Below are 12,432 nucleotides of genomic sequence, written 5' to 3'. Positions count from 1 at the left end.
AGCACGCCGAACCAGCCCACGTACAGGCGGTTCTCGGTGCTGGTCACCCACTGGCAGAACCGCTCCCACATCGTGGCGCTTTCGCGCCGCTGTAAGGTGGTTGTCATGGTATTAGAGCCGTTGTCACAATGATTGGTATGGATGGGCAACCCCGAAGAGTTGCTTACTTCATATCCTATTGACATCTCCTGAGTTTTTCAAGGGCAATGTGAAGTTTTTTAACAGAAAATTTAGATTTCTCGACCAAACTCCCTCTAAGGGTGCAGAAAAGGCGAGTCAAACCGAGGAATTTGATTTAGGCCGTAACAATTGCTCTCACGCTTTAGAAATCAAAGTAAATGTATGGCTGACTCTGATTGGGAGCCAGCAGCCATGCGGCAAACAGGCACAGTGGGACAAGGAGAAGCTTGAGCGGCCAGTTGAGCTTAAGTTTGACGCGATGCACCAGGTAGCTTGCGCCCATTCCCAAAACAAGCAGACCCAGCAGGGCGGCAAACTGGAGGCGATCGACCCGCAGCGTTTCAACATAAACTTTCTGGGCAAACTGCACATCCGCTGCGTGACCCCATAGGCGTTGCAGTACCAGCAGCGTGTCTTGCAAGCTCGGCAGGCGAAAGCTAATCCAGGCAGTGAACACAAATGCCTGAGTCAGCATCCAAGCCAGGAGGGTTCCGGGTAGGCTATCCCACCAGATTTGCAGCAGTTTCCAGCGGCTTGAAATCGCATCCGTGAGGCGATGCAGGATGAGCGCGAAGCCGTGTACTGCGCCCCAGACGACAAATCCCCAAGCTGCGCCGTGCCAAATTCCGGCGATCAGCATGACGATCAGCAGATTTAGGCAGGTGCGAAACAGTCCGCGACGTGAACCACCCAAGGGAAAGTAAAGATAGTTGCGGAGCCAGTCACCCAGCGTCATGTGCCAGCGTCGCCAGAAGTCCGCGATGCTGGTGCTGAAGTAGGGAAAGTCGAAATTTTGGGGGAGGGCAAAGCCAAGCAGCAGGGCGCTTCCGCGAGCAACATCGACGTAGCCACTGAAGTCGAGGTAAAGCTGGAAGCCATAGGCGATCGCTGCGATCCACAGATCTCCGCTGCCAGCGCGATCGACATTGCCATAGATCAAATTCACCGCTGTTCCCAAATGGTCAGCAATCAGCAGCTTTTTCACCGCACCGACGGCAATCAGCCAGAGTGCTTCGGCAATTTGAGGTGAGGCGGGAAATTTGAGGTTGGAGAGTTGCGCGGCGAACGGGTGAAAGCGGGTGATGGGACCAGAAATCAATTTGGGAAAAAACAGCTTGTAGGCCGAGAATTTCAGCAGGCTTTCGGTGGCGGGCGCACCTCGGTAGACATCAATCAGATACGCAATGCACTCGAAGCAGAAAAAGCTAATTCCCAGTGGGGCAATCAGGCGATCGCTCACCCAAGTCGCCTGCGTTTGAAGCTGCGGCAGTTTCAGCAGTTCCCCAATCGATTCCAGCAGAAACGGCACATATTTGAAGCCCAGCAGCAGCAGAACGTTCGCCATAATGCCAAAGCTCAACAGCCAGAGGCGGCGACGGTTCCAATCTTGCTGGGCAAACTGCCAAGCGTCGTTGCCGATTCGCCAGTCGATCGGCGTGTTGAGGGCTTGACCCAAGCGAAACGTCACCCAAATCATTGCCAGCAGCAAAGGGATGTATTCGACTTGCAGCGAACTGTAGAAAATCAAGCTGGCGATCGCCAATATCCACAGCCGGAGCGATTGGCTTTCGATCGCCCAATACAAGCCCAACACACTCAGCAGAAATAAGCCGTAAACGATCGAGAGCAGCGTCATTGCAGTTAAAAAGCGCAGTTCAAAAGCAAGCCAGCGCCATGAGGATACACTATGTTATGCGGTTGTGCTGCGGCTGCGAGTAATTTTTACAATTTCAAGCCAATGACTTCTTTTCCTGCCTGGTATTTTGATGAATCTGGAATGGCTGGGGTTGATTTTGAAGATGCGAAACAAGTTGAAGTTTACGATCGAAATCAATCGATAAGTTCGCCTGAAAAAGAGCGGGTGCTGGTCGATCGATTGGGAATTACTGAACGGCACACTGTCATTGACTTAGGAGCAGGCACAGGGAATTTTGCAATTCAAGCTGCACTAGCTGGTGCTTCGGTTCATGCGGTTGATATTTCGCAACCGATGCTTACTTACGCGCGTAGTAAAGCGAAAGGGGTAGGAGCGATCGATCTCAAATTTCATCAAGCTGGCTTTTTAAGCTATCAGCATCAAGGCGAATTGGCTGATTTTGTTGTAACCAAAAATGCGCTTCACATTCTGCCAGATTTCTGGAAAATGATCGCTTTTCAGCGAATGATCGATATGCTAAAGCCCAATGGAACGCTTTATTTGCGAGATGTTATTTTCTCGTTTCCACCTGCAACCTATGAATCTGCAATTGATGAATGGATTCAAGAAGTTGCAAAGCCGGAAGGTCAAGGCTGGACAACAAAGGATTTTGAAGCACACATACTCGAAGAACACAGCACATTTAGCTGGATTATTGAAGAAATGCTAATTAGAGCAGGATTTGAAATTATAGAAGCAAATTACATCGCTGCAACTTATGCCGAATATTTGTGCATCAAAGCTAGCTGAGAAGCAGTAAATGTCTTGTAAAAAGTTTGAAAAAGCGGTTGTAAGCGATCGAAGCCAAATTTCACTCATTTTTCGATGACTACTGTGCTGATACCTCTAGGGACGATTTGCAAACTGCTCTGATCCCTTTGCCAGCGATCGCCCAACCGATCTAGAACAAAGGAGATGGATCGGCAGAACATTTTATGCGGCAGTCAAGCAGAATTCAGTACATTGGTGATGTTGCGTTGATGAAGCCTATGCAAGCTGGCAATCGCAATCCGGTTGTTTTAATTCACGGCATCGACGATACGGCAGCGATTTTTCACAAAATGGCTCCCTATTTGTATTTGCATGGCTGGCAAGTTTATAGTCTTGATCTAAAGCCTAATAACGGCGATATTGGCCTTGATCGATTGGCGCAACAGGTCGCAGATTTTGTCGATCGCACCTTTGCTCCCGATCAAAAAATCGATCTAGTTGGCTTCAGCATGGGCGGCATCATTGGAAGATATTATGTGCAGCGGTTGGGCGGGATTGATCGCGTCGATCGCTTTATTACGATCGCATCTCCACATCACGGCACTTGGACAGCTTATTTCCGCCCAAACATCGGTGCTTCACAGATGCGGCGCGGCAGCTTGTTTCTGGCTGATCTGAATCGCGATGCGGAGATGCTCGATCGCCTCAATTTCACGTCAATCTGGACGCCGCTCGATCTGATGATTGTGCCTGCCGCCAGCTCACAGATGCCCGTTGGAAAATGCGTACAGATTCCTGTCTCCGGTCACGCCTGGATGGTGACGGATTCGCGCAGCTTGCAGGCGATCGCTGCTGCCTTGGCGGAACCGTTGCAGGCGATCGCCTTTACAAATTGAAGAACTTTTGTAGAAGTGGCTTGATGGCATCCGGCGGAAGTGCCACACTAGGGGATTAAGGTGCAAGATTCAAAGCAGCCAAATCCCTTCATTTTCCTGAAATTAGCAATGGTGTCCAAAAACGATCTGCAAACTGCCTTAAAAGAAAAATACGGCATTAACAAAAATATCAGTCAAGACCTTGATAAAGCCGACTGTGAACGAGTGCTGGAATGGCTGGCGACTGATCCAAGCGCGGTGAAACTAGTACAGTCTTTCGCTCAAAAGAATTTCAGTTTGGGACGCAATAATGCCTACTATGGTGGACTGCGAAGTCAGGCGGAAAAGAAGCTAGAAAAGCTGAAGGTTGAATATCAAGAGTTGGAGGAGTCGATCGCCCAAATTGAAACTTCCACAGTCGCTCTAGAAAGCCGCAAGCGTCAACTTGAACTCGAACAACAACAGCTTGAACTTGAAATTCAAACTCTATTGAGTAGAAACGACAGTTTGGAAACAAAAGCCAAAAAACTCGCTTCTGAAAAAGAAGAATTGGTCGAAGTCAACGACGAATTGAAAAAAGAAAATAAAGCGCTCAAAAACATCATCGATGAAATTCGCTTGAAGCTAACCATCAATCTCAAGAAAATGCTTCAGCTTGAAGATAGCGAGATTCGCAAGGCACTGATCAAACTCTTTAAATCTACACAGGGCTGACGCGATGCCACGCCAAAAACGACAATTTAACGGTCTGAGCTATCGCGAAGTTCAACGTGCTAACTCGCAAAATCGTCTGAAGCTCCACAAGCCAGACCAAAAGCAGCTTAAAGCAGAAGGCTATAAGAATACAGGTTGGGATCAGGTCATTCGGCTTTATCAAAAGATTGAGGAACTGCTCGATCGCTACCAGTACGCCGATCTAGAACTCGATGAACTGTTTCTTGAAGCCGATCGCATTGGTAACAAATATCTGACACCTGAAGAAATCGAAGAATACAATCAAAAGCTTGATAAAGAAGTCAGTGAAATTGAGGAAGCGATCGATCGACAGTTCCCCGATACTGAAGTTGAAATTATTGATTTTAGCAACCGTAGGAAAACTCGATCGCGCTAACCGTCTATGAGCTATCAAGATAAAGAACTCGACGAACTATTTCAGCTTGCTAACAAAATTGGCAATCGTCGCTATCACAAGCTGACTGAACAGGATTTTGAGAACTACCGAAAGTTCGATCGCTGGCGATATGTAAACGGCGATGGCGAATGCGGCACAACTGAAGAAAGCCGAGAATGGGTGAAGGACAATTCGGATTGGCACTGTCCAATTTGTGACGAGCATTTCTCGCAAAGAGGTGGGAGATCGATCGATCACAAACTGCCGCGATCGCAATATCCCTGGCTGTCGATGAACTTCAAGAACCTATGGGTGATTTGTCTCACCTGCAACAAGGAAAAAGGCGAAATGCACTGGTATGAATATGAGCAGTACATCTTCGTGAATTACCCAAGTTTGTATCTAAATGTGCGATCGGCACGACCCAAATTGCTACTTGAAGCGCTCAAGAATTAGCAGGTACGGGAACATTGCCATCGCCAATTTGCGTGAAGTCAGCTTCGCCAAAAATTGCAGAAGCATAACGATAAAACTTAAATTCCATCAAATTGTGGAACGGGTCTTCTAGGAAGAACGTTCGGTGTTCCAGCGGTGTACCGACAAAGCGATTTTTGGGCTGTTGATGAAATTTAAGATGATGTTCGAGGGCGCGATCGCGCAGTTCCTCCCAATCTGATTCATCCGTAAACACTAAGCCAAAATGACGTGGATAGATGCCTTTTTGGGGCGTTAGCGGTTCATAGGTGACATGGGCGACAAGCTGATGTCCGCCTAAATTGAGAATGAGAGAATTAGTATTTTCACGTCCGATCGCGCAGCCCAATCCATCTGCATAAAATGCTTTGGTGCGGGCAATGTCGGCAACGGGAAAGGCAAGGTGAAAGATTGTCGGCTGCATAAAAAAGGAGAGTGATTGACTACTCTCCTTTTAACGCAAAATTGAATTTTGAGAACGCTACCACCAGCGCAATTCGAGATAGCCGCGATCGGGACGCTGCAATTCTTCTTCCGTCAGCCACTCGACCGACTTATACGTGCCGAAAACGTGATCCCACCAGTCCACCGCCAGCCCAAAATTGTGATTCCACATGCCATATTTGTGGTGGACATAGTGGACAGGCATTTTCATCCAAAAAACTTTGCGCGGATTTTCGTGCTGAAGCTGATGCGCGTAGGCCGAAAACGCCGCATAGACGATCGCACCCAGCAGCCAGCCGATGCCGCCTTCAACCGAAAACAAAAATACGGCAAGCATGGCGATCCCGCTGCCGACGACATAATCGCGAAATTCCCACAAAACGCCTTGCGCTTCGTTGCGGCGATGATGATCGCGATGCCGCGCTCCCACTTTGGGCGAAGCGTGCATCAGACGATGCAGCCAATATTCGACCAAACTTGCAAACACAAAGGCACCAATAAAGCAGCCAACTCCCACCATATTCGATCGCTCCTAACTCCGATTCACACCGATCGTAGACCGTGATTTTTCAGCAATTGTGCCGGACGGAAGCTATCCCCGGTACACTACTCTTAATATTTAGCGCGTTTCATGACAGCCGTAATCCCCTCGATCGAATTTTTTGAAGGTCTGCCTGAAGACCTCAGCGGTGTCAGCCTCCGTCGCAATCGAGCGACCGGAATGCGAATTGTGCTGTTCACGTTTGAGCGACTGCGGGCGATCGATCGCTTCAACAGCTACACGAAGCGATTTGCCAATGCGCTCAAGCTCACCGACAGCGAAGGGGCAATCAGCATCGAGCCGTCTTCCGTCCAGTTCATTTTCGGCGGCGACGAAGGGGACGAACTGAAGCGGGTTGAGTGCAAATTGGAGATCGATCGCGAAGATCACTGGGAACGCCTGATGCGGTTTATGCAGCGCTACGCTGAGGCGAACGGCATGGAATACGGTGAGAAAAAGTAGGGGCGATACGGTTCCCTAAGAATCGGAAATTGAATCAAATCCAAGACTTATTCTTTGAAAGTGCAATTTTGCCGCGCTTTCAAAGAACAAAAACCAGGTTTTTATCCATCCGCGATCCTAAGCTTCGCGATCGGTACAGACTATTCTTTCGTCGCTATTATTTCAGGTCTACTGTAATCTCCGTATCCTTCAATACATTTACCGAACTATTTGCGTAGTTTTGCTGAACTTTTCGTAAGATTTGTACCCCTAGACTGAGACCGAATCTTTCGATTTCAGCTAGGAAAAGTTCTATATGTCACTTCGTCGTAGAGTCAACCGTCGGATCAGACAAATTCGTGGCAACAATCGCAACAACCGCCTTCGAGGAACCAATGGTCGCGATCGCATCTTGGGTTTTGGTGGAAACGATACCCTACAAGGGCTGGGAGGCAACGACATCCTGAATGGCGGCACGGGCAACGACACGCTAGACGGTGGGGCAGGCGACGACCAAATGCTCGGCGGCGCGGGCAATGACATTTATGTAGTGAACTCGGCAGGCGATCGCGTCATTGAAGGCGGCAGCCAAGGCCGTCAAGATAGCGTCGTTTCCACTATCAGCTACACCTTGGGCAACAATGTCGAAAACCTGCTGCTTGCTGGAACTGCGGATTTAGTGGGAGTGGGCAACATCTTGAACAACCTGATCGAAGGTGACGATGGCAACGACACGCTGATTGGCGGTGCAGGCGATGATGAACTGGTCGGACTCGTTGGCAATGACTCGCTGGACGGCGGCATTGGCAACGATACTCTCAAGGGCGGCGTAGGCGACGATACCTACTTTGTCGATAGCATTAGCGATGTGATCGTGGAAGCCGCAAACGAAGGGTTCGATCGCGTTCGATCGACCATTAGCTATACGATCGGCGCGAATGTGGAAACGCTGAGGCTGATTGGCACGGCAGCGATCAACGGCACAGGCAACGACCTCGACAACTTGTTTGGCGGCAACGATGCCAACAACCGCATCGAAGGCAGAGGCGGCAACGACGACCTGGACGGCGGACTGGGAACAGATACGCTGGTTGGCGGCACGGGTGACGATATCTACCGCATCAATGATGAAACTGATGTGGTGATTGAAGCTGCAAACGAGGATAGGGATCTAATTGTTGCGACAGGCTACGTTGATTTGACGTTGACGATGGCAGCCAACGTTGAAGATACGTTCGCTGACGACGCTTCTCTTGAAATCAACATCATCGGCAACGCGCTAAACAACGATATTGAAGGCAACGCCAGCGAAAACACGATCGATGGTGGTGAGGGCAATGATGAAATCGGTGGCAATGCGGGCGATGACGTTCTCAACGGCGGCGCGGGCAACGATCGACTGTTTGGTGGAGCCGGAGCCGATGAGCTTTCAGGCGGCGCAGGCAACGACCTTTTGGTTGGTGGTTCTGGTTTGTTGGAACCGAATGGCGGTGCAGATGCACAGGTGGATAATCTCGCAGGTGGCGCAGGCAATGATATTTACCTGATTGATGCTGGCGATATTGTTTCTGAAGAAGTAGGTGCGGGAAATGACACGGTGGGGTCGCTAACCAGTGTCAGCATCGCCGATTTTGACAATGTTGAAACAGTGGGCGTCCTTGGTACTGCCAATGTCAACGCAACGGGCAACAACCTAGACAACACGATCGCAGGCAATGTGGGCAGCAACACGCTCACTGGCAACGAAGGGGACGATACGCTAATTGGAGACATCGCTTTTGACCCAGTTTCGTTGCAACCGCAGCCTGCTACGACGGGTGCAGCCGATACGCTGCTCGGCGGTGACGGGAATGACAACCTGCTGGGTGGCTTTGGCAACGACGCGCTGACAGGCGGTGCTGGCGGCGATCGCTTCATCTTTGCGAGCGGCCTGATCCTCGGATCAACGGTTGTGGGTGGTCGCGCCTTCAACAGCGCCGATTTGGGAGTGGATACCATCAGCGACTTCACACAGAATCAAAATCCCCTGCTTAGCGATGTCATCGTTCTGAGCAAGGCGACCTTTACTGCACTCGGAGCTACTCAACCTGTACCGCAGCTTGGCATTGAGTTAATTGGCAGTGGGGACTTTGCAAGTGTTGGCAGCGATACTGGGGTTGCAAGCAGCAGCGCAGTGATTGTTTACAATTCGCAAAGTGGCGCTTTGTTCTACAACGCAGACCGAGCAGGAGCAGGAACGGGTACGCAGTTTGCAACCGTTACAGGAGCGCCGCAACTCTCGCAAGCTAACTTTGTGGTGATCGCATAAACGGCAATTTCACTCAATCGTGAAGCAGGGCTAGAAAATTTCTGGCTCTGCTTTTTTGTGGTGCGATCGCTCCCTTGAATCTAGATTCCGTGACTTTTGCCGATCACCCAATGGCGGCGAAAGAATTTTGACAGGCTCGATTCTTCCAGTGAGAGATAGATCGGGCGACCGTGTGGACAGGTGTGCGGATGGCGCGTTTGCTGCCACTGGTCAACCAGAGTTTGCATCGCTTCCGGTGTGAGTGAGATGCCATTGCGAATTGCGGTACGACAGGCAGTTGCAACCAGCGCAGATTCCAGATCGCCGCCTTGACTGAGTTCCAGCAGCGCATCGGCACAGTCCGATCGCCCGCTCAAAACAGCCGGAGCCGATCGCACTGCCCAGAGTCGATCGCCAAACGGCTCAACTTCCAGGCCAACCCGCTGTAGCTGTTCGCGCTGAAGCGGCGATAGCTGTTCAAGAATCATCGGTGGTTCGAGCGGCACAATCTCCCATCTGTCGCACAGTTGCTCATACAAAATCCGCTCGTGGGCGATGTGCTGCTCGATTAGCCACATTCCGGTGGGATGTTCGACCAAGACATACATGCCGTGAACCTGAGCGATCGCCTTAAGTTCAATCAGTGGTTTCTCCGGTTCCGGTTCGGGTTCTGGGATCGATCGCGACGATCCATACACTCCTCCGGCTTCTGCCGCTTTGATCACGCCCGTCACCCGCTCGACGTGAGCCGCATCGGGCAAAAGGGCACTGCTCAGGGTTTGCTCGATCGCGCTCTTCGCCGCAGTTTGCCACGCGCTGAGGTGATGCAGAAAAATTTCGGCTTTGGCGGGATGGCGATTCCAGTCGATCTGGTCGGGCTGAGTGCGGAGATGCAAAAGACAGACGGGATGGCGATCGCGAGGCAGCGTCCGCCGAAACGCACTGAAAACAGCTTGCTCTAATTCCGGCAGACGTACCATGCGGCCATTCACGGCGATGCGAATCCAGTCGGGACGGTGGCGATGACAGCGATCGGGCAGTCCGGCGAGGACATAGAGCGAAGCAGTGGCAGCGGTGGAATACTCGCCATCAACGGTGATGCTTTGCGTATATTCGCCAAGATCGGTCGGCTGCACTTCGCGCAAAAGCTGCGGCAAAATTTGCTTGGCGGTGCCGCCTGCCCAAAGCGAAAGCCAAGGCCGATCGTTCTGCTCGATCTGCCAGGTGATTTGCGGATGACACAGCGCTAAATTTTGAATCATTGTTTGAACGCTGCGCCACTGTTGAGCGGGAAGAACGCCCTGTCTGCGCGTTGGCAATGTGGCAAACAGATTGGAAACGGTGACGATCGATCCGGCTGCGATCGCGATCGGGGCAATTGTCTCAGCGTGTCCTTGATGGTCGTAGCTGATCTGATAGCCATCCGGTTCATCTGCGGCACGACTGCAAATTTCCAGGTCTGCCAGTTGCGCCAAGCTGTGTAGCGCTTCGCCGCGAAAGCCGAGGCTGTGGATGCACCACAAATCGCGACTGGAGGAAATTTTGCTGGTGCTGTGGGCGGTTGCGGCTTGTTTCAGGTCGGTCAAGCTCATGCCGCAGCCGTTGTCGCTGACGCGGACACGCCACTGTTCCGGCCAAAGGGCGATCGAAATTCGAGTGGCTTGGGCATCGATCGCGTTCTCGACCAGTTCACGCACGACAGCCGCAAGAGAATCAATTACTTCCCCTGCTGCAATTAGATGAATGACCTCTTTCGGTAAGGGTTGAATGCTTGCCATAACTTCAGTCTAGGTCAGGAGTTGGATATTCGTGGCGGGCTGATTCTCCCTGTGGAAAGATGAATCGACTTGAAGCGACTGCTACATTTTCTAACAGAAATTGGTTATACAGAGGTATTTCAACAATGGCTGATATCAAAGAGAATTTCGAGAACGCAAACGACAAAATTGAAAAGGCTCAAGATAAGTTGGAGCAGGGCATTGTGCAGGCGAAGAAAGACATGCCAAATGTGACGCCGCAGCCGCCCGGATTTCACACGCAATCGACCGCTCATGAACTGAAATCGCGCTTGGACTGGGGCGAACCTGCGCTGACCATTTTGGATGTACGCGATCGCGAAGCTTTCAACGCACGGCACATCATGGGCGCTCAATCGATGGAACTGTCAGGACTGGTCGATCGCGCTAAATCCAGCTTGGAATCGAATCGCGACATCTACGTTTATGGCGAAAATGATGCTCAAACTGCGGAAGCGGCTCAAATGCTTCGCAGCGCTGGCTTTACTCGCGTTTCGGAACTCAAAGGCGGCCTGTATGCATTTGAAGATATTCACGGTTCGATCGAAGGAACCAGCACCGCAGGCGAAGAACTTTCGGCTGGCGCTTACAACGTCTTCGATCGCTTGAAGGAATACAAAGAAGACACCGACAAGCAAAAGTCGATGAAGTAATTTGACTTTTCCCTCTCTCTAAGTTCACATACCAAGAAGTCAGCTTGAATTGCACTTCTTGGTATTTTTTATTGCTGGAAATTCGCCTGCTGTGAAAGGAAAGTTGCAGCGATCGAATGCACTCTTTGAATCAAAAAATTTGTAACCGAACTGTGGCGATCGGTTTAAGTGTGGAAACCCGCATCCTGTGATCTGCCAAAAGACAGGTCATGATCGATCTTGTCTAATGCATGATTAAAGTAAGAACTAGCAGATTACTTTAATTTTATTCATGCAGTTCATCAGGAGAAAGTGATGCCTGAATCCATGAAAGAACAGCTATCGAGTGATTTGAAGCGAGCGAAAGAAGAAGGAAAATTGCGATCGGATCGGATTCGCGAAATTGTCCAGGCAGCAGTGTCGGCAGCAATCAGCGAATTCAAAGGCGGGTCGGGCGAAATTCGCACGATCGTCAAAGATGCCGTTTCCACTGTTGTTGAAGAAGTACAAGAGCGCGGCAAAGAAAGCCAGGAAGAAATTACCGCAGCGATTCAAGGTGTGGTGAGCGGCATCAGCAATGCTCGGCGCGAATCGATCGCCAAAAATCAAGAAGAAGTCCGTCAGCTTCAGTCACAAATTGATTCCGACGAACAAGCATTGGAAACTGAAATTCATGCGGCACTTGACGGCATTGAAGACACGACAAAAGAAACGCCAGCTTCGTCGCGATCGTCGATCGAATCGATTCTTAATGAGCTAAAAGATGCGTTCAAAAACACTGATGAGGATTCTGTTTTGAGAAAGCGCTACGCCCAGCTTCAAGCCCAACTTTCGATTTTGCAAGCCAATCTTGCTGCCCGCTATGGCGAACGCTTTGAAGAAGTCAATCAGCATCTTGATACGGCAAAAGACTGGTACGTGAAAGCGCGTCCCCAGGGCGAAGCGGCGGCTGAACAAGTTCGCCAAAAGAGTGCAGAACTGGATGCGAAACTAGGTGAAGCCGGAACCGCGATCGCCCAAAAAGAACGGCGCGTTCGTCAACTGCTGAAAGAAGCTTTGTCGATCGCAACCGATCTGTTTCAAGAAAAACTCAACGAGCGGAAGAAGTAGATTAACGCTGGGTTAATCTTAAGTAATGCTGCCTCAATCGAGGCAGCATTTTGTTTAAGCGTGACTATAAGCCCACAGAAACTCTATAGAAATTCAAAATAAATACAGTTTGCAATCGAAGCACCGCAAGCTTT

Annotated in this window: 13 protein-coding genes and 1 pseudogene; 9 read left to right on the top strand and 5 right to left on the bottom strand. The window is 50.4% G+C overall.

Annotation, left to right across the window (positions count from 1 at the left end; genetic code table 11):
• Together H6F67_RS08360 and H6F67_RS08355 are read right to left on the bottom strand one after the other, a co-directional pair.
• Positions 1–107 (bottom strand): annotated as a pseudogene (locus H6F67_RS08360) (photosystem II q(b) protein); the annotation flags it as partial.
• A 215-nt stretch (positions 108–322) separates the two neighbouring features.
• On the bottom strand, positions 323–1,816 hold the full coding sequence (locus tag H6F67_RS08355) for an MBOAT family protein (protein ID WP_190765232.1): 1,494 nt from the start codon (positions 1,814–1,816) through the stop codon (positions 323–325).
• A 102-nt stretch (positions 1,817–1,918) separates the two neighbouring features.
• On the opposite strand from H6F67_RS08355, the gene H6F67_RS08350 reads away from it, so the two are divergent.
• The 5 genes from H6F67_RS08350 (at position 1,919) to H6F67_RS08330 (ending at position 5,029) form a co-directional block, all read left to right on the top strand.
• Positions 1,919–2,626 (top strand): class I SAM-dependent methyltransferase, encoded by a 708-nt coding sequence (locus tag H6F67_RS08350; protein WP_190765230.1) that lies wholly within the window; start codon positions 1,919–1,921, stop codon positions 2,624–2,626.
• A gap of 239 nt (positions 2,627–2,865) precedes the next feature.
• A complete protein-coding gene (locus H6F67_RS08345; protein ID WP_190765228.1) occupies positions 2,866–3,483 on the top strand; it encodes a triacylglycerol lipase in 618 nt (205 codons plus the stop codon).
• A 108-nt stretch (positions 3,484–3,591) separates the two neighbouring features.
• On the top strand, positions 3,592–4,176 hold the full coding sequence (locus H6F67_RS08340) for a hypothetical protein (protein ID WP_190765226.1): 585 nt from the start codon (positions 3,592–3,594) through the stop codon (positions 4,174–4,176).
• A gap of 4 nt (positions 4,177–4,180) precedes the next feature.
• Positions 4,181–4,573 (top strand): hypothetical protein, encoded by a 393-nt coding sequence (locus H6F67_RS08335; RefSeq protein ID WP_190765224.1) that lies wholly within the window; start codon positions 4,181–4,183, stop codon positions 4,571–4,573.
• Positions 4,574–4,579: 6 nt separating this feature from the next.
• A complete protein-coding gene (locus H6F67_RS08330; RefSeq protein WP_190765222.1) occupies positions 4,580–5,029 on the top strand; it encodes an HNH endonuclease in 450 nt (149 codons plus the stop codon).
• Here H6F67_RS08330 and H6F67_RS08325 read toward each other — a convergent pair.
• On the bottom strand, positions 5,019–5,471 hold the full coding sequence (locus H6F67_RS08325; protein ID WP_190765220.1) for a VOC family protein: 453 nt from the start codon (positions 5,469–5,471) through the stop codon (positions 5,019–5,021). The two genes, H6F67_RS08330 and H6F67_RS08325, sit on opposite strands and share 11 nt — an antisense overlap.
• Positions 5,472–5,528: 57 nt before the next feature.
• Positions 5,529–6,011, bottom strand: a complete 483-nt coding sequence (locus H6F67_RS08320; protein WP_190765218.1) for a sterol desaturase family protein — start codon at positions 6,009–6,011, stop codon at positions 5,529–5,531.
• A 111-nt stretch (positions 6,012–6,122) separates the two neighbouring features.
• Here H6F67_RS08320 and psb28 point away from each other — a divergent pair, with 111 nt between their 5' ends.
• Entirely contained in the window at positions 6,123–6,494 is a 372-nt protein-coding gene (gene psb28, locus H6F67_RS08315; protein WP_190765216.1) for a photosystem II reaction center protein Psb28, read from the top strand.
• A gap of 295 nt (positions 6,495–6,789) precedes the next feature.
• A complete protein-coding gene (locus H6F67_RS08310; protein WP_190765214.1) occupies positions 6,790–8,781 on the top strand; it encodes a calcium-binding protein in 1,992 nt (663 codons plus the stop codon).
• Positions 8,782–8,861: 80 nt separating this feature from the next.
• Here H6F67_RS08310 and mutL read toward each other — a convergent pair whose 3' ends face one another.
• Positions 8,862–10,538 carry a DNA mismatch repair endonuclease MutL gene (mutL, locus tag H6F67_RS08305; RefSeq protein WP_190765212.1) on the bottom strand — a complete coding sequence of 559 codons (1,677 nt, stop codon included), beginning with the start codon at positions 10,536–10,538 and terminating at the stop codon, positions 8,862–8,864.
• A 125-nt stretch (positions 10,539–10,663) separates the two neighbouring features.
• Between mutL and H6F67_RS08300 the strand changes: the two genes are divergently transcribed.
• Together H6F67_RS08300 and H6F67_RS08295 are read left to right on the top strand one after the other, a co-directional pair.
• Positions 10,664–11,209 carry a rhodanese-like domain-containing protein gene (locus tag H6F67_RS08300; RefSeq protein ID WP_190765210.1) on the top strand — a complete coding sequence of 182 codons (546 nt, stop codon included), beginning with the start codon at positions 10,664–10,666 and terminating at the stop codon, positions 11,207–11,209.
• A gap of 294 nt (positions 11,210–11,503) precedes the next feature.
• Positions 11,504–12,298: a histidine kinase gene (locus H6F67_RS08295; protein WP_190765208.1), complete on the top strand. Its 795-nt coding sequence runs from the start codon at positions 11,504–11,506 to the stop codon at positions 12,296–12,298.
• Positions 12,299–12,432: the final 134 nt, after the last annotated feature.

The organism is Microcoleus sp. FACHB-1515 (assembly GCF_014696105.1).
Lineage (GTDB): Bacteria > Cyanobacteriota > Cyanobacteriia > Elainellales > Elainellaceae > JAAUTJ01.
The sequence above is the reverse complement of the archived record's forward strand: the minus strand, read 5'-3'. Positions and strand labels throughout refer to the sequence as shown.